Raw genomic sequence first — 22,026 nt, 5'->3', positions numbered from 1 at the left:
TAGAAAAGAGGGGAGTAAATTATTCATGGCGAGTACCAAGATATAATTCACCCACCAAAGGATTATCTAACAAATCAGAACCTTTACCCTCGATCGCATCTTTACCGCTTTCTAAAACATAACCCCTATCCGCCATCATCAGGGCTTTTTTGGCATTTTGTTCCACCAAAACGATCGCCTTTCCCGTGGCATTTATCGCCTTAATTTGTTCAAAAACATCATTAACCAAAATGGGAGACAGTGCCGCCGAAGGTTCATCCAACAAGAGCAAATCAGGATCCAACATCAGCGCCTTACCCATGGCCAACATCTGCCTTTCCCCTCCCGACAAAGTACCAGCTTTTTGGCGAAAACGCTCCTTTAACTTAGGAAACATAGAATAAATGATCTCTTTTTGCTTTTTGCAAGAGCCAGAAAGGGTATAAGCTCCCATTTCCAAATTTTCCTCCACCGTCAAAGTAGCAAAAACATTAGAAATTTGGGGAACATAACACATCCCTAACTTAACAATCTCATTGGACTTTAACCCCGCAATATTACGGTCTTTAAAAATTATTTCCCCTTGATTGGGAGTCAAAAGCCCAAAAATAGTTTTGGCAAGGGTCGATTTTCCCGCCCCATTAGGACCTATTACGGTGATTAATTCCCCTGGTTCAACTCGAAAATTAATGCCCTGTAAAATGTTTAAGTCTTTGATATATCCGGCATAAACATCTTTTACTTCTAATAGGTTAGTCATGAATTATCAATGAGGTGTTGACGAGAAATTATCTATAAAATAAACAAGTAAGACAAGATCAATGTAACTTTTATTTTCCATTGTCCATTGTCTATTGTCAATTGTTTAAAACCTTTCGCCGATACCAAAGTGAATGCGGTTGTCACCCTCATCATTGATACCATAGTCGATGCGGATAGGGCCCACAGGGGATTGAATCCTGACCCCTAAACCATAACCAAACCCACTACCGCTCAACCCTCGTACTTCGGCAGGTTGCCCGGGTACTGATGAACCAGAACCCAAATCGGTTCCAAAGTCGAGGAATAAGGCACCACCCACCACGGAAAAGATAGGGAAGCGATATTCAGCGCTAGCTTGGAGGAAGGTTCGACCATTACCAAGATCGCCTTCTCCGTAACCTCTGACGGAGTTACTACCCCCTAAAACAAAGGCTTCGTAGGGGGGCAAGTCTCCCAATATTGTCCCTGCTTGGACGTTAAATGCGAGGGCTTGGGGGCCTTCAGCAAAGTCGAAATCGAGGAAGTTGACGGGAATATAATGGCTATAGTTTGCCCGAATACGGTTAAAGAGAATATTTCCCGAACCCAGGGGAACAGTTTGTTCCATGCCCACCAAGAGGAAGTTGCCTTCTGTGGGTTGTAAACGGTTATTACGGCGATCGCGCGAAGCATTGAACCGTAAAAGGAAAAGATCATCCTGTCCTGATTCACTGAGGGATAGTAATTCATTGCCAAATTCAGCGGAGGAGCGAGGGCTGAGATCTCCTTCGGTGTTTTTAATTTCTACCCTTTGGTATTGGAATCCTGCACTCAATACCCAATCAGGGCGAGTGAAAGGATCTTCGGCAATGGGACGAGAAAATGTTACCCCTGTACCTGAGCGCACTACCCGAGGGCGAGTATCTCCTATTTCGGTTCTGATGCTGTCGGTATCTGTACCATCAAAAACAAGGGAGATAGAGCGACGACGGAAAATATTGGCGGTGTAGGAGGTGCGATCGGGGGTGGTGGCAATCCAAGGATCTCTTAAACTAAGGTCAAATAATAGTTCTCTTTCTCCTAACTGAAATTCCGCCCCTAGGTTTTGATTATTACCCCCTAGGTTTTGTTGTTGATAACTCAAGGTTCCAAAAAATCCACTATTGGAACTAATACCGGCACCAGCGGCGATGGAACCCGTATTGGCTTGTACTACTTCTATGTTCATGATGACCTTAGAGGGATCTTCGGCTTCACTAAAAGAAAGACGTACATCTTGGAAAATACCTAAACCAAATACCCTTTGTAAGTCTCTTTGGGCTGTATTACGATTAAAAATATCCCCTGGTTTGAGTTGTACTTCTCTGGTGATAATAAATTCTCTGGTTTTGCCGTCAACTTCTTCGTTATCTTCACTAAAATATTTTACTTGTATATCTTCGATTTCTCCTTCTGCAATGGCAAGGGTAACAACCCCATCGGAGGACACTTGAGGAGAGCTTACCACCTGAGCTAAATCGAAACCATTGTCGCTATACCAAGTATTGATGGTGGTGATGCCCTCTTGTAAATCTCGGAGGTTAATAATCGCTCCATATTGATCCCCAAAGGCTTCGTCAATGACTTCTGGGGGAATTTGAGCATCGGGGCGATCGCCCGATACCGTTTGTATTTCTACCCTTTGCAACACGGGGTTGGGTGCTACGGTATAGGTAATTCTGACCCCCAAAGGAGTATCACTAGGCACTACATTGGCATTACTAAAAAAACCTGTGGCGAAAATAGCGTTAATATCTTCCTGTAGTTGGGTTCTGGTGGTGGTACGCCCTGGAGCTGTTCTAATGACGTTATAAACTAGGTCTTCTAATTCTCCTTCTACCCCTTCCACTAGCACTTCTGCCACTAATACCCTCGCTTCTTCTTCGCTTTGGGGTTGATTATTTTGAGCTAAGAGGGTTTGGGATGATAAAGATTGGGGGTTTATTTCTAGGTTAGGGGATAATTCTTCTAGGTTAGATGAGCTTATTTCTAAATTAGGAGATAATTCTTCGTTATCTTTAACTATAATTTCTTGAGAGGTATCTTCTCCCACAAAATCTTCTGGACGAGGGGCTTTATTTATCTCAATGTTTTGACTAGCAAACTCTTGGGGCTGGTGAGGGATAGTGCTAAGGCTAAAATCTACATGGTTGGTGAGGGATGGAGTATCTTCGATTTCTACCTCTGCATTAGCTTTTAAGGGTTGACTAACTATAAAGGTGGTTAGAAACAGAAGAGCAGAGAGAATGGGAAACTTGACTACTAGCTTTGCCATGGATGTTTTGGGGTGAAATACATCATGATGATTATGGTTAGTAGCTTTTAAGTTTAAGGTCATTTTTTCTGCTTTTTGGGCGGTTTTCTTTTTTTGCACTACAGAGGTAGAATTTTGCTTTTTTTTTCTCATTTTGTTGTTGCTCACAGCCACACACCAAGTTTTTTAGTAATAAAAATAATTGTCTTTAATATACTAGCTATTTTCTAGTTTTTCAATTTGAGTTAGGACTCTAGTTTGTACTTTTTGATAGGCAGATTCTACCTCTCCCAAGTCTTTCCTAAATCTATCTTTGTCCATGACTCTTTTTTCTTTATCTTGTTCCTGATTATCCCATAGACGACAGGTATCTGGGCTGATTTCATCGGCGAGTAATATTGCTCCTTGAGTATCTGTGCCAAATTCGAGTTTAAAGTCAACTAGGGTAATTTGACAACTATTAAAAAATTCGATGAGGTGTTGATTAATGGTTTTAGCAAGGGTTTGTAGTTGTTTAATTTGCTCGTCAGTGGCAAGGTTTAACAATGCTAATCTGTCGGGGGTGAGCAAAGGATCTTGGAGAGCATCATCTTTGAGGTAAAATTCTACTAGGGGATTGGGTAGTATTTCTCCTTCGGGTAAGCCTGTTTCTCGGCAAAGGCTACCAGCGGCGATGTTTCTCACCACAACTTCTAGGGGAATTATTTTTACTGCTTTGACAAGCATTTCTCGCTCGGAGGTTTTTTCGATAAAGTGGGTAGGAATGCCTTTTTTTTCGAGGTATGCTAAAAGGGCAGATGCGATCGCACAGTTCACTTTCCCTTTATCGGTGATAGTACCTTTCTTTTGAGCATTAAAGGCGGTAGCCGAATCTTTATAATAGGTTAAATAAACCTGCTCATCATCGGTAGGGTAAATAATTTTCGCTTTACCTTCATATAATTTTTCTTTTGTCGTCATGATGATTAATTGATAATTGATAGTTGATAATTGATAATACCAATAAGTTTAATTTAGCCCCCTCAATCCCCTAACCCTCTGCTTTGAATATCTCCCCTTTCAAAGGTAGAACATGAGGAAAAGAAGAAATCTTTATTTATCATTGCCTATTGCCTCACCTTGATTTTTCCCCTAATTTCTTGATTCAACCAATAGGTATTACTAGATAGGGATTGTAAGCTATGGGGGGTAACTTGCCAACACTGCCCGGGAGAGAATAAAATTAACTCTGCCTTTTCCCCTTGTTGTAAACTGATGGGCTTTTGATTGAGACAACGGAGAGGATTAACGCTGAGGGCTTCCCAGAGTTTAAGGGCGCTGATTTGCCCCGTATCCACAAGATTTTCCCATAATAAAGGCAATATTAGCTCATAACCGATCGCCCCGGGGGGTGATTGAGCAAAAGCGACAGTATTTTCTTCATAGGTATAAGGGGTATGGTCAACGGCGATGGCATCTATGACTCCATTTTTTATGCCTTCAATCAGGGCTAGACGGTCATTTTCTGCCCCTAAAGGGGGTTCTAACTTCAAATTTGGGTCGTAACTCTCTACCGCCTCACTATTGAGCAAAAGATGATGCCAATTAACACTGGCAGTAATGGGTAAACCTTCCTCCTTTGCCCGTTCAATCAACTTTACCCCTCGCTCGGTGGAAACTCTCATTAAATGAACCTTTGTTTTAGTCAGAGCTACCAATTCAACGATAGAGGCGATCGCAATGGTTTCACTCTCCGCAGGACAACCCATCAAACCTAGGCGAACAGAAGTACTATTTTCTCGTATCACCCCAGCCCCCCGCAACTGCACATTACTAGGAGAAAGAGCCACAGGTAAATCGAAAGGGTGAGCATATTCCAACATCCTTCGTAACAACAAAAGATTGTCACAGGGCATATTATCCGTAAAACCCACCACTCCAGCCTCCGCCAAAGAAGCCAACTCCGCAATCACCTCCCCTTTCAAGCCATTAGTTAGCGCCCCCCACAGATAAAACCGAGGAGATAAATCCCTCACCCTTGCCTCCAAAAAAGCACAGGTAGCAGGATTATCCATCACAGGAATCGTATTAGGCAAAATAGCAGTGCGACTAAATCCCCCCGCTTCCATGGCACCCGCAAGACTTTCTAAAGTCTCCCTTTCCTCATAACCAGGCTCCCCACTACTACTATATATATCCACCAACCCCGGCCCAAGAATTAAATTATCCCCCTCCATCACCCCTACCGACTCGGCATCATAGCCAAGATTATTGCCCACTTGCTCAATCTTGCCATCTATCACCAAAACATCAGTAACATTATCCACTGCACAAACAGGATCTAATATTCTCACCTGTCGATAAATTCGAGAGTTAGGTTTCACCGTCATTAACACTTTTACTTATGAGGGAGCAGAAAATCTTTTTTCTCTTCCTTGTCCGACTTACCATTTTACGTTCAAATCTCCTCCTCTTCAAAATTAATTTTTGTAAACAAAACAGTAAAATGTAACATTTTATACAGAAATAATGTTTAAATAGGATCAATTAAGAAAAAATTTTAACGAAATTGATAGATAGGAGAAAAAATATGAATACCGAAAACCAAGCCCGTCGTCTCATGATGCGTCATCACCACGCTATAAAAAATCGTCAACAATCCATGTTAGGAAGAGTTGCATCAGAAATCGGTATGGATATTGATGCTTCTCAACATTGCCAGGGTACTCAGGGTAAACCTAATTCTAGCTTTCGTGTCACCTACGATCGCAGCGGTGCTTCTTTTAGCTAGAAAAAAATATATTGATTAATTATTTTTCATTGTTATTAATTTCCAATTCATGATGGTTAATTTACTCTAGGGGCGTAGTATTCTGCGTCTCTGTTTTTTTTGTAAAATGTGTAATGGGTAGCTCTTGGTAAACTACTGTAAAATACTAAATATTGCCTTTACGAAATAACGGGAAAATGATCAACAGTAAAATTACCTTATACAACAGTCTTTCCAATCGAGAAGAAGAATTTAAAACCGTCTGCGAAAATGAAGTAAAAATGTATTGTTGTGGTATTACTGTTTATGATTACTGTCATTTAGGTCATGCTCGTACTTGTATTGTGTGGGATGTGGTGAGAAAATATTTACAATGGCGCGGCTACAAAGTTACTTATATCCAAAACTTTACTGACATAGACGATAAAATTTTAAACCGTGCTAAAAAAGAAAATAGCTCCATGGAAGAAGTATCAGAGCGTTTTATCAAAGCCTACTTTGAAGACATGGAAAAGCTAAATGTCACCCCTGCCAACGCTTATCCCCGTGCTACCCATGCCCTTGACGGGATCAAAAAATTAGTGTGGGAATTAGAACAAAAAGGCTATGCCTACGAAAAAGGAGGGGATGTTTATTATTCTGTTCATAAGTTTGCTGACTATGGCAAATTATCAGGGCGTAAACTAGAAGACTTACAAGCAGGGGCAGGGGGTAGAGTAAATCAGTCGGGGGTAGAAAAAGAACATTCCTCTGATTTTGCCCTCTGGAAATCTGCGAAAGCAGGGGAGCCTAGTTTTGATTCCCCTTGGGGTAAAGGGCGCCCTGGTTGGCACATCGAATGTTCTGCCATGGTAAGGGATATGTTGGGGGAAACCATTGATATTCATGCGGGTGGTAATGACCTTATTTTTCCTCACCATGAAAACGAAATCGCCCAATCGGAGGCGGTTACAGGGAAATCCTTAGCAAACTATTGGATGCACAATGGCATGGTAAAGGTTGAAGGGGAAAAGATGTCCAAGTCTTTGGGTAATTTTATTACTATCCGAGAGCTTTTAGAACAATACGAGCCTATGGCAGTGCGGTTATTTGTCTTACAGGCTAATTATCGTAAACCCATCGATTTTACTAAGGATGCCATGGAGTCGGCTACTAATGGTTGGCATACCCTAGGGGAAGGTTTACAGTTTGGTTTGAAGCATGGTGGAGCCTTAAATTGGACAGAAAAAACCCAGCATACCATGATTAAATCTGTTCAAGAGCGTTTTTGTCAAGAGGTGGATCGAGATTTTAATTTTGCGGCAGGGGTAGCCATTTTATTTGATTTAGCAAAGGATTTGCGTCGAGAGTCAAATATTATGGTTCATGAGGGTAAAACCACCATATCATCTCAAGAGTTGGGGGATAAATGGCATACTTTAACGACTTTGGCTGATGTGTTAGGGTTAAAGCTAGATGCAGTACAATCTGATACTACTTCAAGCCACATGAGTGATGAGGAGATAGAAAATCTTGTGCAGGAAAGAATTACTGCCCGTAAAAATAAAGATTTTGCTCAGGGCGATCGCATTCGGGATATATTAAAAGAACAAGGAATCACCCTCATTGACGGGGCTGGAGGTGTGACAAAATGGCATCGCTGAAACAATAATTAAAAGTGTTGGAATGTAGGACAGGTATAATAGATTATGATACCTCCCCCTTACCTTATACCTGTTCTTTTCTTCTCTATTTTCTACTATGAAAAATAAGGTTAAACAAATTAATGTTGGTTTAGTTGCCCTGATAATTTTTGCTTATTTGGGTAACTACCTTAACCTAAGATTATTTTTTGGTATAGATTTTATTTTTGGGACTATTTTTGTATGGTTAATTTCTTACTATTATGGTAAGTTTTGGGGTACTGTCGCAGGTTTTATTGCAGGGGTACATACCTACTTTTTATGGGGACATATTTACTCTGTTATTCTTTACACTCTTGAAGCCTTTACGGTTAACTTTTTTTGGCAAAAAAAATCTAAAAGTTTAGTTCTATTAACTACTTTATTTTGGTTAATTATTGCAACTCCTCTAATTATCATATCTTATTTGTACATTTTAAAAGTATCGTTACTAGGGGTGCTTTTAATTATTCTTAAGCAGACTATAAATGGCATTTTAAATGCGATTATAGCCAGTATATTTATTTACTATTTCCCTTTAAATAAGATATTAAAAGTTCGTACTAAAAAGTTAGTTTTACCTTTTGAGCAAACCCTATTTAATTTATTAATTATTTGCACTTTTATTCCTCTGCTATTATTTAGCATTATAGCGAGTAATCATCAGTTACAAGAAATAGAAGGTCAGATAATTTCTAGGTTAAATCAAGTATCGGAGAGTTTTACTAATAAAATTAATTTATGGCAAGAGGATAATCAAAGGGCGATCGCCCTGTTAGCCGAAAAAGAGTCCAGTAATGGAGATGATAATAGAGAAAATAACCTTTCTTTAATAGTAAATATATTACCCTATTTTGACACAATTTACGTTACTGATGAACAAGGAATTATTATCGATGCTGTTTCTAAATATCAAGTTAGAAGAACAGAATTAATCGGAGTAGATATAAGTAATACAGATCATTTTATTATTTCAAAATTTAATGGACAAAATTTAATTACCGAACTTCACAGCGATGTAGGAAATGAAAATCAACACATCGGTTTTGTTAGTTCTATTACCAAAAATAGTCAATGGTCTGGTCTTGTTTATGGAGCCATTAATATTAACTCTCTTCAAACATTTCTTAATGAAAATGCTACAGTTTTTCAAACTGATATGTACCTTTTAGGGGAACAAAATAAAATTCTTTTTAGTGCTAGTTCTCACCACACAACAAATCAGTTTTTTAGCTTAGAAACTGATGATAATCATGAAGTGCGATCGCCCCGTTACAACAACCAATATCCAGACGAAGGCATCTATCAATCTTTACCCATAGTGCGAGGAATGCCCATCATGTCTCGATGGAGAGAATCAAGCTATTTTAAACAAATACCCATCCCCGAAAACCTCCCCCTAGACATTATCAGTAGCGTTCCCACCCGTCCTTATGTAGATAGTCTGCAAAGATATTATGTAAGACTCCTTACCATCATGATGGTAATAGTTTTAATTACCTTTTTCCTAGCGTACAAAATCAGTCAAAACATAGTTAAACCAATCAAAAGTTTAACAAAAATCACCACAGACTTACCAGAAAAAATTACCAGCGACCAATCCCTAGAATGGGAAAAAACCACCATCCAAGAAATAGAAATTCTCAGCAGCAATTATCAATCAATGATAATAGTCTTAAGAGAAAAATTTACCCAACTCAGAGAATCAAAAGAAAACCTTGCCATCAGGATAGCAGAGCGCACCAGAGAACTACAACTAAACACCGAAAAACTAGAATTACAGATAGAAAAAAAACAAGAAATAGAACAAAGACTAAGGGAAAAAGACGAACGTTATGAACTAGCCGTTTCAGGTACCAATGACGGTATCTGGGATTGGAACTTAAACACCAACGAAGTTTATTATTCCCCCGCATGGATGCGCATTATCGGCTACGAAGAAAACCCCCTTCCTAGTATCCTCGATACTTGGTTTGAACGCATTTATCAAGAAGATAAAGAAAATAATCTCCAAGAAATATACCTCTACTTAAACAGCAAAAAAGAACTATATCAAAACATTCACCGCCTCAAACATCGTAACGGTGATTATGTATGGGTACAAGCCAAAGGAAAAAGAGACTTCGACAGTAACGGGAAACCCTATCGCCTAGTCGGTACCATTACCGACATCACCGACAAAGTAAAAGTAGAACAGGAATTAAGAATTGCCAAAGAACAAGCAGAGGCAGCTAACCTCGCCAAAAGTCAATTCTTAGCCACCATGAGCCACGAAATCCGCACTCCCATGAATGCCGTCATCGGTATGACAGGCTTACTCCTCGACACCGAATTAACCCCAGAGCAACAAGAATTTACCGAGATTATCCGCACCAGTAGCGATAGTTTGCTCAGTATCATCAACGACATACTAGACTTCTCCAAAATTGAATCAGGAAAACTAGAACTAGAAAAACAACCCTTTTCCCTCTATCAAGTAGTAGAAGAATCCCTGGACTTGTTAGCCCCCAAAGCATCCCAAAAAAATATCGAATTAGTTTACTTCCTTGATCCAGATATTTCCCCATCCATCATTGGTGATGTCACTCGTTTGCGACAAGTATTAGTAAACCTGCTCAGTAATGCCGTCAAATTTACCCCCAAAGGAGAAGTTATTTTATCCGTCAACATCGACTCCCCCCATCTTTCTGATAGTCAACAGGGTTACTTATTGTTTGTGGTAGAAGACACGGGTATTGGTGTTCCCAGTAACCGCATGGACAAATTATTTAAAGCCTTTTCCCAAGTAGATGCCTCCACCACTCGTAACTATGGCGGCACAGGATTAGGTTTAGCCATCTGCCAAAAATTAGTTAACCTAATGGGGGGTAGAATGTGGGTAGAAAGTCAAGGTCATGTGGCAGGAGATTGCCCTCCTCAGTGGCAAATTACTTCCCATAGCGATACAAAAGGTTCAAAATTCTGTTTCACTATCAAAACCAGATTTTCCAGTGACATCCCTAGCTCTATGGAAATGAACAATTCATTGCTCAGGGGCAAAAAAGTTTTAGTGGTGGATGATAATGAAATTAACCGTCGTATGTTGCTCAGTCAGTGTAATAAATTTGGACTAGAAGTATTCGTTACCGCTTCAGGGGAAGAAACCCTCACCCTCATTGATCAAGAGCAACCAGACATCGACTTAGCCATTCTTGATATGCAAATGCCAAAAATGGATGGGGTAACCCTTGCTAAAGCTATTAGTGCCACGGAAAAATATCACTCAACTCCTTTAATATTATTGAGTTCCATCGGACACGCTGAAATCGAAAAAGCCCTCGAGCAAGTCAATTGGGCGGCAACCCTCATTAAACCCATAAAACAATCAAGACTTTATTATATCTTGTCCAAAATTATCCAAAATCCTGCCCTCAAAGCAAAGCCAGATCAACTTTCTCCTATTTCCTTAACCGATTCCATGGGAGGACAAGAATTGGCCATTACAACTCCTTTAAAGATACTCATTGCCGAAGATAATATTATCAATCAAAAGGTAATTACTAATATTCTTAAACGTTTGGGGTATCGTGCTGATGTGGTAGCCAATGGTTTGGAGGTATTAGATACCCTCCGCCGCCAATCCTATGACCTCATTTTAATGGATGTACAAATGCCAGAAATGGATGGTTTAACCGCTACTCGTCAAATACGGACTCTCTGGAATAGTGCGAGTAATGATTTTTACGGACAACCCCCTCAAATTATTGCCATGACAGCTAATGCCATGGAAGGGGATAGAGAGAGGTGTATTGAGGCAGGAATGAATGATTATTTATCGAAACCTGTAAGGGTGGAAGCTCTCATTGAAAAGTTAAAAACGGTGAAACGATCTGATTCTGCCGTTATATTTAATAATAGTTATCAGAAAGAAAAACCTGTTATCAAGCGCTCAATGACTGAACTAGATCAAAATATAATTGCTGAATTAAAGGACATGATAGGGGAGGAAGATTTTGAAGAGGTTTTCCAAGATTTAATCAATTCCTATTTAGAAGATAGTCCTAAGTTAATGGAAGGTCTTAAATTAGGGGTAGAAAAACAAGACCTAGCACAAATTAAAATTAGTTCTCACACTCTTAAGTCTAGTAGTGTTACTTTGGGAGCTACCTATTTATCCGACTTGTGTCGTCAAGTGGAAGCCCACACCTCCGATGGCAACATGAAGGCAATGGGGGAGTTATTGCCCTTGATTTTGGCGGAATATGACCATGTGGAGGATTTGATGAAGGAGCAGTTACAGAAGTTAAACTGATTGATGGGTTAGGGAAGGGATTTTATAGTTATTGTGAATGATTTTGCCGTCTGAAAATTGGATGGCTCGGTTGGTGAGTTGGGCAACTTCGTGTTCGTGGGTAACTAAGATTATGGTCATTCCTTCTTGGTTTAAGTCCTCAAAAATTTTCATTACTTCTTTGGTTGTTTCTGAATCTAAGGCTCCTGTGGGCTCGTCGGCGAGGAGGATTAGGGGTCTATTGACGATCGCCCGGGCGATGGCAACCCGCTGTTGTTGTCCTCCCGACAGCTGATTAGGACGGTTATGGAGACGATTTTCTAAACCTACTTTTGTCAGGGCTTCCACTGCTCTGGCTTTTTGTTCTTCGGGGGATACCCCTGCATATTTCATGGGTAAAATTACATTTTCCAAAGCACTTAATTGGGCTAAAAGATGGAATTGCTGAAACACAAAGCCAATTCTTTGATTCCGAATTATGGCTAGTTGCCGAGATGATAAGGAAGCCACATTATCCCCATTAAGATAATATTCCCCCTTGGTAGGTCTATCTAAACAACCTAAAATATTCATCATCGTAGATTTACCAGAGCCAGAAGTTCCCATAATAGAACAGTATTCCCCCGGCTCAATGGTTAAATTTACATCGGACAGGGCAACCACTTCTATGTTACCACTGCCATAAATTTTATAGATATTTTCTAACTTGATTAAACAATTATCTAAACTAGAATCTTTGTTTTCCATTCTCTAAGTAAGGTTCGACCATGAATTATACTTACTTGCATAGTAAGCTAAAATCGATTCTAGTTGTTCGTTTTCCTTGGTAGGGAGATCCCCATCATACTCTATCAGTAAGCCCCCCACCTGACTTTGTAAATATTCAAATTCTTGGGAGGTTTGTTCTAATAAACTCACCTCAATGCCCTGTATCTGTCTTAGATGAGCCGCCACTTCCCTATATATAGCCAACGGAAGGCGATCGCACCTTATCTTTCTTTGTACTCTTTCCATGTATTACTCCTGCACACAATAAAATGATCATCAAAACTAAGTATTAAGACTGCGCCTCAGTCACGGGAGCAGGTTGCCCCACTTGACGAGTAACCCTCTTACCCATTTCCTCAAAAATCACAGTACCTTCTAAAGCACCTAAATTTCTTTCTACGAAATATAATCCCTCCTTCAACCGCACCGACTGACCTTCGGCAGGGTTAATATTAATAGCCCTAACCATTACCATACCATCAGTACCCATAAGAGACTCTCCCACCCTTACCGTGCGAGTAGAACCTCCCTCAGGAGTAGAAATGATCGCAACATTCTGTCCATTCACATCCATCACCCCAGAAATCAAAATTCTTTCTGCAAAAGTCGGTGGTGGTGGGGGAGGAGGAGCAACTTCCCCAGGTGCAATAGGAACTCCATCTGGTCCAATAATGGTGCCATCAGGGCCTATGGTGCTTCCTGGAGGTAAAGGAATTCCACCAGGTCCTACGATAGTTCCATCGGGTAATGTTGTCCCTGGAGGAAGAGGGGCTCCATCAGGTGCCATAGCGCCGGGAGGAGTTCCACCGGGGGGAACTGTTCCAGGGGCAGTTCCATCAGGTTGTGTAGTGGCACCATTTTCTATTTCTTGAGGAACTGTTTGAATAGTTACCCGGGGTCCGGTTGGCAATGCAAAAGGATCACTTCTGCCATCTTCGATTTGTCTTAATCTAGTCTCAGGATCCGTAGAAGGAATTATATCCCCAACAGTACCCACCGCCACAGGAACATCAAAATCTTCCCCATCGTCTTGGGGTTCTTGGGCTGGGGGAATAGGAGGAATATCTTGGGAAAAATCATCCTCATTATTACCAATGGTACATCCCCCCAAAAATAACAAACTAGAGAGCAATAAAATAGATATTTTATTCATAGAAAAAAAGTGAATTTTGATAGACTATTTTAACAATAATCCTTAAATATATTTTACTCAAATTCATCTTGTTGGATCATTCCTCTCATGCTACTAATACCTTTTTTGATGCGACGGGACACAGTAATAACACTAACCCCCAAACGCTCTGCGGTTTCTTTTTGGGTTAAATCTTGTAAAAAAACAAATTCTAATACTTTGCGGGTAGTATCTTCTAATTGAGATAAAGCACCTTGAATTCTGATCTTATCTTCTTCTACTAACTGAAAGCTATGGTACTGAGAATCTGGGAGCATTTCCCCAAGAGTAGATCTATCCTCATCCTGACTGGTTTTCGCATCAAGGCTCAGAGGCTCTCTATTTTTATAAGCTAGTTTTACCTCTTGCCATTCCCCTAAGGATACTCCTAATTTTCTGGCAATTTCGTGATCATTAGGCTGACGTTTTAACTCTTCTCTTAACTCTCTGACCACACGATTCGCTTTATTTTTTAATTCTAAACAACGACGGGGAATCCTGACAGAATAACCTTTATCTCTGAGATAATGTTGAATTTCTCCCCGAATGTAGGGAAGGGCAAAAGAACTAAAAGCAAAACCCTTTTCTATGTCAAATCTTTCGATCGCCCTTAGCAAACCGAGACTACCAACCTGTAACAAATCATCAAAATTTTCTTGACATTGATTTGTCCAATGGGATGCCTCTTTTTTTACCAAACCTAAATTTAACTCTACAATACGATTGCGAACTCTTTGATCCTTGTTTTCGGCGTAGAGTGCAAATAATTCCTCGTTGGCTGTTTTGTACTGAGTGGTAGATTTTATGGGCATTTTCTTATCTCTGCTTATGAAATTCTTATCCAAATTATCCGATGGCTGTCTCGGTAATAACTTAGTTAGGCTAACGAATCTTTCAAGACACGTTTACATCATATGTTACTTTTATCTATTTACACAACCGTATTTTTACTGTTTTTGTTTACTTTAAAAAATGCAATACTTAGCTATTTTTACGGACACTTTACAAATATTTATTAAGTTTTATAACTTATGACTAAAGATTCTTTTATTTTGTTATATTTAATACCACTATATCATGTTTATATCGCTATGGTAGTCTAACTGCACTTATAAGATATGCCAAATCACAGGAAAAGGTAAATCTATTTATGAAACAAGCCTCACACTCTATTACTTATCAATTATGAAGAATTGATTTTAGGCATTTTTGTACGATGGTTGCATAGTCATAATCATTAATGATTAATGATATTTTTTCAAGACATAAAGCTTTTTTCTTTCAAATTATTGGTGGTACTTTATTATCAATTTATTTATAATTGCTATCTTTATTTTTGATAGTTAACAAGTTTTAAAATAATTTTTATTTAGTCACTCAATTCATTGTGGGTAATACCAATGAACCGCTCACCATGTACAATAAATAATTGCCCTAAAATCCTTTTGATTTGATGTTTCAACTACGAGCGCCCTTTAAACCCACAGGAGACCAACCCACCGCCATCAAATCCATCATCGAAGCCTTGGAAAATGGCGATCGCTTTCATACCCTTTTAGGGGCAACGGGTACAGGCAAAACTTATACAGTGGCAAATGCCATCGCCCATCACCAAAAACCCACCCTAGTTTTAGCCCATAACAAAACCCTCGCCGCCCAATTATGTGAAGAATTAAGGCAATTTTTCCCCCACAATGCCGTGGAATATTTCGTTAGTTATTACGACTATTATCAACCAGAAGCCTACATCCCCGTTACCGATACCTACATCGAAAAAACCTCATCCATCAATGATGAAATCGATATGTTGCGCCACTCCGCCACCCGTTCATTATTTGAGCGTCAAGATGTAATTGTGGTGGCTTCTATCAGTTGCATTTATGGTTTGGGTATCCCCTCAGAATATTTAAAAGCCTCGGTTAAACTATCCGTAGGACAAGAATATGACACCCGCCAACTATTACGAGATTTAGTAACCATTCAATATACCCGCAATGACATCGAACTGGCGCGGGGTAGTTTCCGACTCAAAGGCGATGTTTTAGAAATCGTTCCTGCCTACGAAGATCGAGTGATTCGCCTTGATTTTTTTGGAGATGAAATCGACTCAATTTCCCTTTTAGACCCCGTAGATGGCTCATTTATCCAGCAATTGGAAAGGATTAATATCTACCCTGCAAGACACTTTGTTACCCCTCAAGATCAGTTAGAAAGTGCGATCGCCTCTATCAAAACAGAATTAGAAATTAGACTAATCGAACTAGAAAAACAAGGAAAATTAGTAGAAGCCCAACGGCTAAAACAAAAAACTCGCTACGACTTAGAAATGTTGCAAGAAGTCGGCTACTGCAACGGCGTAGAAAACTATTCCCGTCACCTAGCAGGAAGACAACCAGGAGAATCTCCCGAATGCTTAGTAGATTATTTCCCCAAAGACTGGTTATTAGTAGTAGATGAATCCCATGTTACCGTACCACAAATTAGGGGAATGTATAACGGAGATCAAGCCAGAAAAAGAGTCTTAATTGATCATGGTTTTCGACTCCCTAGCGCGGCAGATAATCGCCCCCTGAAAGCAGAGGAATTTTGGCACAAAGTTCATCAATGTATCTTTGTTTCGGCTACCCCTAGCCAGTGGGAAATTGACCAATCAGAAAGTAATATTTCCCAACAAATAATTCGTCCTACAGGTATTTTAGACCCAGAAATATTTATTAGACCTACCGAAAATCAAATTGATGACTTATTAGGAGAAGTCAAGAAAAGAATAGCTAAAAAAGAGCGGGTATTGATTACTACCCTTACCAAAAGAATGGCAGAAGATTTAACCAATTATCTTCAAGAAAGAGATATAAAAGTTCGATATTTACACTCCGAAATCCAGTCCATTGAAAGAATAGAAATCATACAAGGTTTGAGGGCAGGAGAATTTGATATTCTCATCGGGGTTAACCTACTCAGGGAGGGTTTAGACTTGCCTGAAGTATCTTTAGTAGTCATTATGGATGCTGATAAGGAGGGTTTTTTACGATCAGAAAAATCTTTAATTCAAACCATAGGACGTGCTGCTCGTCATGTTAACGGAGAAGCCATTTTGTATGCAGATAACTTAACCGATAGCATGGAAAGAGCTTTAAATGAGACAGAAAGAAGAAGAAAATTACAGTTAGCTTATAACAAAAAAAATAATATTATTCCTCGGTCAATTAGTAAAAAATCTAGTAGTTCTATTTTAGAATTTTTAGATATAACCCGTCGTTTAAACAGTGAACAATTAGAAACGGTTTATAATCATATTGAAGAAGTAACCCTAGATAAAATTCCCGATTTAATTAAACAATTTGAAGAGCAAATGAAAACTTACGCTAAGGAATTAGAATTTGAAAAAGCAGCAGAAATGAGAGATAAAATTAAAAATTTAAGGGCAAAATTAAGAACTAATTAACTGGAGTGAGGGATAAAATTTCTATTATTTTTAAAGTCTGAAATTTGAAAGGGCTAGAAAACTAGCCCTTTATTTTTGATAAAAAATCGAGTGACGTTCCAATCATCAAAGATGAAGGATTCTTGGGCTGAACTAGCTCCTTTCACTAACGCTACTCACGAGTCTTACGAGTTCATGGCTAGGCTTTGCAACCTACTCCTCAAGCGTTAAATTCCCGTCCGCCCGACGGTATGTATCTAAGATAACATATTGGATCTTGCATAAACAAGGAGAGTTTTTTAAGTTCAACCTGCCTCGTAAATCAGTCTCTCTATTCTTCTAAATATAATTAGAAATATCTTCGTTGCAATCATCGGCAAGATACGAAAGGGAGCGAAATCTTAAGCCCACCAATTGTTCGTAGAGGGGATTTAGCTTACACATGGGGGGAATATGGACTATTTTCTTGCCAAATAGTTTAATATCTCTTTCAAAGGGGCATTGGGGAGGGATCATTTTACAAAGGAAACGAGCGACTCTAGGATCATTTATATCCATGCCATCCAGCCATTTTTTGACGGGGTTGAGAACATCGATCGCACCTTCGCCTTTTCCTTGGGCAATGGTGTTATCATCTTTGTTTGTGGGATTCCAAAGGGTGGCTTCTAAGGACTTAAGGGCTTCTATGTCCAAGTCTAGGGCTTTGTGAAAACTATGGACAGCATCGGCTTCGGCTTGGGAATATACCCCATTGGCGATCGCCATCATTACCGCTGTACGCAAAAAGTTTTCTCTGATGTCTGTATCTTCACCCAATTCTGTAGCTAAATCTTGGGGAGAAATAGGTTCTAAATCACCTAGATTGGTGTTGGGCATCAATTCATCTTGGGTTAAACTAGCGATTAAATCCTGCTCTTCGGGGTCAAAATGACCATCTGCATAGGCAACCGTTAACAACCCCCTTAGCCAAGCGGTTATGGTGCGATCGTCTAATTTTTGTATCTCACTAGTGACAACCGCCGAACTATTGTTATTTGTATTCATGATGACAGATAGAAAATCTAAACTACCTCTAATTCTATACAATGAATCCTGATTTCAAAATACGGAAATCAGTAACAATTAGGGTGGACTTTATAACGTGTTGTAATTAGGGAAGGATAGTTTTTTTATATCGATTCGTTAGAGTCTCATCCGTCATGAGATGAATTTTAGTCAAGAACAAGTTAGAAATAAAAAATTAAAGATAAAATCCAAAGAGAATAAAACCTCATCGTTATCAAATTTGAACGTCCCTAGGGTATAATATTCAATCACATTCGATCTGTAAATATTAGGTGATGTCTGAGAAATTTTCCCGCCGTACTAAAATTGTAGCAACCGTCGGTCCTGGTTGTGCGAATCCCGAAACATTGCGCAAAATGATCCTTGCTGGCGCCAATACTTTTCGTCTCAACTTTTCCCATGGTACCCATGAAGTCCATCAAAGTAGTATTCGGATGATTCGCCAAGTGGAAAATGAGCTTAATCGTCCCATTGGTATTTTACAAGATTTACAAGGCCCTAAAATTAGGTTAGGTAAATATGAATGTGGTTCTATTGAATTACATGAGGGCGATCGCTATGTACTCACCAGTAGGGATGTAAAATGTGATGATAAAATTGCCTGTATTAGTTACGAACATCTAGCAGAAGAAGTTCCCCTCAATGCCAGAATCCTTCTTGATGATGGTAGGGTGGAAATGGTGGTAAAAGAAATTGATAAAGAAAATCAAGATCTTCATTGTCAGGTAGTGGTAGGGGGTGTACTCTCCAGCAACAAAGGAGTTAACTTCCCCAACGTTTATTTATCCGTCAAAGCCCTAACGGAAAAAGATAAAAAAGATTTAATGTTTGGGTTAGATCAAAGGGTGGACTGGGTAGCCCTTAGCTTCGTGAGAAATCCCCAAGATGTCTTAGAAATCAAAGATTTAATTGCCAGTGCCGGAAAATCTACCCCCGTCATTGCCAAAATAGAGAAACACGAAGCCATTGAACAAATGGAGGAAATTCTTTCCCTCTGTGATGGGGTGATGGTAGCAAGGGGAGATTTAGGGGTTGAGTTACCCGCTGAGGATGTTCCCATTTTACAAAAACGCCTGATTCGTACAGCTAATCGTTTGGGTATTCCCATCATTACCGCCACTCAAATGTTAGACAGTATGGCAAATAGTCCTAGCCCCACTAGGGCAGAGGTTTCTGATGTTGCTAATGCCATTTTGGATGGTACTGATGCAGTAATGCTTTCCAATGAAACGGCGGTGGGTAAATATCCTGTTCAAGCGGTCGCTACCATGGCAAAAATTGCTAGACGCACCGAGGAAGAAAGGGATTCCATTGCCCCCCATATGCTCACCCAAATGGATAGTCAAAATATTCCCAATGCCATTTCTGGGGCAGTCGGGCAAATTGCTAAACAACTTAAAGCTAGTGCCATTATGACCCTTACAAAAACAGGTGCAACGGCTCGTAACGTATCCAAATTTCGCCCGAAAACACCAATTTTGGCAATTACCCCCCACGTGAGCATTTCCCGTCAATTACAGCTTGTTTGGGGAGTAAAACCTTTACTATTGTTAGATATGCCAGGTTTAAAACAGGTTTTCAGTTCGGCTATTGAGTTGGCAAGGGAAGAGGATTTATTGGAAGATGGTAATTTGGTAGTAATGACGGCGGGAACTTTACAGGGGGTAGCAGGTTCCACGGATTTGATTAAGGTGGAGATTGTAAAGGGTTTACTTAGCGAGGGCCTTGGCATTGGGCAAGGGGTGATTACAGGACGCACGAAGGTGATTCATGATGTAAATAACCTTACTAATTTTAATCAGGGGGATATTTTGGTAGCCAAAGGCACTGATAATAATTATGTAGATGCCATGCGTTTGGCCAGTGGTATTATTACCGAGGAGGGTGGAGTGCGATCGCACGCAGCCCAGATCGGAATGCGCCTTGGTATTCCCGTCATTGTAGGGGTTAAAGATGCAACTACTGTTATCCGTGATGCTAGTTTTGTAACCATGAAAATCGAACAGGGCTTAGTTTATCTTGGCACTGATGGCAGTCAAGATGGAGTAGATTAATGGATAATTGAGAATGGATAATAAATAAAAGCTCAAGTAAGTTGATTATCTATTCTTACTTGATAATCTTCTGAGCTTAAAAATGTCTCAATAACCTCAAAGTTATCTGACTCATGATCAACCGACCTTCCGCATAGTTCAAGAAAAAGCAAGAATACTACAAAAAAAGTGATAAAAAAGATGAAGTGGAATAGAGTAAATTAGTTTTAATAGAGTAATGATAAGTCTAGGAAAATGTATGAATCAATAAACATTGAAATAGAAAATATTGATCATTTAGGTATAATAGCTGGAATAGTAGACGAGGTAGGCATTGTAGAGATTGTAAACCAAAAACTACCATCCTATGCTACAGAAAAAATTAGTAAAGGATTAGTAGTCAAGGCAATGATTCTCAATGCCTTGGGTTTTGTGTCTCAGCCATTGTACCTATTTTCAGAGTTTTTTAACGACAAAGCAATAGAAAAATTACTAGGAAAAGAAGTAAAAAAAGAATACTTAAATGATGACAAATTAGGGAGAAGTTTAGATGAACTATACGAATATGGACTAAGTAATTTGTTCATAGAAATAGTCATAGAAGTAATAAAAAAATATCAAATAAAAAGTAATTATCACCACTTAGACTCCACATCATTTCATGTGGATGGTAAATATGAAAATGAGGAAGAAGAAAATAGAAAAACCATCAAAATATGTCATGGGTATTCAAAAGATAATCGTCCAGATTTAAAACAATGTGTATTAAATTTAATAGTATCAGGGGACGGAGAAATACCATTATGGATGAAATCAGGACAGGGAAATCAAAGTGATAAAAAAGAATTTGTCAAGATAGTAAAAGAGTATAAGAAAAGTATAGAAACAGAGAGTATAACAGTATGTGATAGTGCCTTATATAGTCAAGAGAATATCCAATTACTAGGGGAAATGAAATGGATAACAAGAGTGCCATTAACAGTAAAAAAAGGGAGAGAATTAGTAGAAAACGAAGAAATATTATGGACAGAGATAGAAAATGAGCAAGAACAAGAATTGAAAGAAAGAGGTTATGAATGGAAAGTAATCAAGGAAAACTATGGGGGAATAAACCAGAGATGGTTAGTAGTAGAAAATAAAAAAAGAAAAGAAAGCGATCTAAAAAAAATAAAAAAAGCAATTCCCCTAGAAAAAGAGGAAGTAGAAAAAGAGAAAAAGAAAATATCTAGAAAATTGTGGTGCGATAACAAAGAATGTGAACGAGAAATAAAGAAAAAGAATAAAAGGTTTAAATATTATGAGTTAGAGATAGAAGACATTAGAAAGCAAGAGAAAGGAAAATATGAAGTAAGTGTAGTGGTAAGAGAGAAGGAAGAAGAAATAGAAAAAAAGAAAAATCAAGCAGGAAGATTTATCTTAGCAACCAATGTAATGGAGGAAGAAAGATTAAAACCATGGGAAATACTATGGGAATATAAACAACAACAAAAAGTAGAAAGAGGATTTAGATTTTTAAAGAATCCCTTATTTTTTACCGAGAGTTTTTATGTAAAAAAGGTGGAGAGGTTGGAAGGGATATTATGGTTAATGTCCTTGAGCTTATTGATATATAACCTAGCTCAAAGAGAAATGAGAAAAGAATTAAAAAGAAGAAAAGTAGGATTGAGAAACCAAGTAGGAAAAAGAACAGAAAAAGTAACAATGAGATGGATATTCCAATGCTTTCAAGGAATCTATCTGGCAAAAATAAATGAAGAAGAAAGAATCGTAAATATGAATAAAGATAGAGAAGAAATATTAGAATATTTACCAGCAAAATGTCGTGAATATTATCAATAAAAAACCTTGATAGTTAGGAAAACATCAACAAAA

Annotated in this window: 15 protein-coding genes; 6 read left to right on the top strand and 9 right to left on the bottom strand. The window is 38.9% G+C overall.

Going from position 1 to position 22,026, the window contains the following annotated elements; translation table 11 throughout:
• Window positions 1-19: 19 nt before the first annotated feature.
• The 4 genes from A5482_RS07390 to A5482_RS07375 all read right to left on the bottom strand — a co-directional run bounded on the left by A5482_RS07390 (window position 20) and on the right by A5482_RS07375 (window position 5,382).
• Window positions 20-739 carry an ABC transporter ATP-binding protein gene (locus tag A5482_RS07390; protein ID WP_069791290.1) on the bottom strand — a complete coding sequence of 240 codons (720 nt, stop codon included), beginning with the start codon at window positions 737-739 and terminating at the stop codon, window positions 20-22.
• 105 nt (window positions 740-844) lie between these two features.
• The gene (locus A5482_RS07385; RefSeq protein ID WP_242411999.1) at window positions 845-3,166 is read right to left on the bottom strand and encodes a BamA/TamA family outer membrane protein; all 2,322 of its coding nucleotides are present in this window, start codon (window positions 3,164-3,166) and stop codon (window positions 845-847) included.
• 63 nt (window positions 3,167-3,229) lie between these two features.
• A complete protein-coding gene (gene purC, locus A5482_RS07380) occupies window positions 3,230-3,973 on the bottom strand; it encodes a phosphoribosylaminoimidazolesuccinocarboxamide synthase (protein WP_069791292.1) in 744 nt (247 codons plus the stop codon).
• A 146-nt stretch (window positions 3,974-4,119) separates the two neighbouring features.
• Window positions 4,120-5,382: a dihydroorotase gene (locus A5482_RS07375; RefSeq protein ID WP_069791293.1), complete on the bottom strand. Its 1,263-nt coding sequence runs from the start codon at window positions 5,380-5,382 to the stop codon at window positions 4,120-4,122.
• Window positions 5,383-5,582: 200 nt separating this feature from the next.
• Here A5482_RS07375 and A5482_RS07370 point away from each other — a divergent pair, with 200 nt between their 5' ends.
• The 3 genes from A5482_RS07370 to A5482_RS07360 all read left to right on the top strand — a co-directional run bounded on the left by A5482_RS07370 (window position 5,583) and on the right by A5482_RS07360 (window position 11,714).
• Window positions 5,583-5,783, top strand: a complete 201-nt coding sequence (locus A5482_RS07370; protein ID WP_069791294.1) for a hypothetical protein — start codon at window positions 5,583-5,585, stop codon at window positions 5,781-5,783.
• Between the two features lie 176 nt (window positions 5,784-5,959).
• Complete coding sequence (gene cysS / locus A5482_RS07365) at window positions 5,960-7,405, top strand: cysteine--tRNA ligase (protein WP_069791295.1); 1,446 nt, start codon at window positions 5,960-5,962, stop codon at window positions 7,403-7,405.
• A gap of 97 nt (window positions 7,406-7,502) precedes the next feature.
• A complete protein-coding gene (locus A5482_RS07360; RefSeq protein WP_069791296.1) occupies window positions 7,503-11,714 on the top strand; it encodes a response regulator in 4,212 nt (1,403 codons plus the stop codon).
• On the opposite strand, the gene A5482_RS07355 is transcribed toward A5482_RS07360, so the two are convergent.
• Genes A5482_RS07355 through A5482_RS07340 form a run of 4 tightly spaced genes read right to left on the bottom strand, consistent with a single transcriptional unit; the run spans window position 11,706 to window position 14,444 of the window.
• Window positions 11,706-12,440, bottom strand: a complete 735-nt coding sequence (locus tag A5482_RS07355; RefSeq protein WP_069791297.1) for an ABC transporter ATP-binding protein — start codon at window positions 12,438-12,440, stop codon at window positions 11,706-11,708. The genes A5482_RS07360 and A5482_RS07355 overlap by 9 nt on opposite strands.
• A gap of 3 nt (window positions 12,441-12,443) precedes the next feature.
• The gene (locus A5482_RS07350; RefSeq protein WP_069791298.1) at window positions 12,444-12,707 is read right to left on the bottom strand and encodes a hypothetical protein; all 264 of its coding nucleotides are present in this window, start codon (window positions 12,705-12,707) and stop codon (window positions 12,444-12,446) included.
• Window positions 12,708-12,750: 43 nt separating this feature from the next.
• Complete coding sequence (locus A5482_RS07345) at window positions 12,751-13,614, bottom strand: hypothetical protein (protein WP_069791299.1); 864 nt, start codon at window positions 13,612-13,614, stop codon at window positions 12,751-12,753.
• A gap of 53 nt (window positions 13,615-13,667) precedes the next feature.
• The gene (locus tag A5482_RS07340) at window positions 13,668-14,444 is read right to left on the bottom strand and encodes an RNA polymerase sigma factor SigF (RefSeq protein ID WP_069791300.1); all 777 of its coding nucleotides are present in this window, start codon (window positions 14,442-14,444) and stop codon (window positions 13,668-13,670) included.
• Between the two features lie 641 nt (window positions 14,445-15,085).
• Between A5482_RS07340 and uvrB the strand changes: the two genes are divergently transcribed.
• Entirely contained in the window at window positions 15,086-17,077 is a 1,992-nt protein-coding gene (uvrB, locus tag A5482_RS07335; protein WP_069791301.1) for an excinuclease ABC subunit UvrB, read from the top strand.
• Window positions 17,078-17,395: 318 nt separating this feature from the next.
• On the opposite strand, the gene A5482_RS07330 is transcribed toward uvrB, so the two are convergent.
• A complete protein-coding gene (locus A5482_RS07330; RefSeq protein WP_069791302.1) occupies window positions 17,396-18,100 on the bottom strand; it encodes a Mo-dependent nitrogenase C-terminal domain-containing protein in 705 nt (234 codons plus the stop codon).
• A gap of 293 nt (window positions 18,101-18,393) precedes the next feature.
• Between A5482_RS07330 and pyk the strand changes: the two genes are divergently transcribed.
• Together pyk and A5482_RS07320 are read left to right on the top strand one after the other, a co-directional pair.
• Window positions 18,394-20,175, top strand: coding sequence for a pyruvate kinase (gene pyk, locus A5482_RS07325; RefSeq protein ID WP_201150082.1), 1,782 nt, complete (start codon window positions 18,394-18,396; stop codon window positions 20,173-20,175).
• Between the two features lie 234 nt (window positions 20,176-20,409).
• Window positions 20,410-21,993 carry an IS1634 family transposase gene (locus A5482_RS07320; RefSeq protein ID WP_069791669.1) on the top strand — a complete coding sequence of 528 codons (1,584 nt, stop codon included), beginning with the start codon at window positions 20,410-20,412 and terminating at the stop codon, window positions 21,991-21,993.
• Window positions 21,994-22,026 lie beyond the last annotated feature (33 nt).

It is taken from the genome of Cyanobacterium sp. IPPAS B-1200 (genome assembly GCF_001747005.2).
Taxonomy (GTDB): Bacteria; Cyanobacteriota; Cyanobacteriia; order Cyanobacteriales; family Cyanobacteriaceae; genus Cyanobacterium.
The sequence above is the reverse complement of the archived record's forward strand: the minus strand, read 5'-3'. Positions and strand labels throughout refer to the sequence as shown.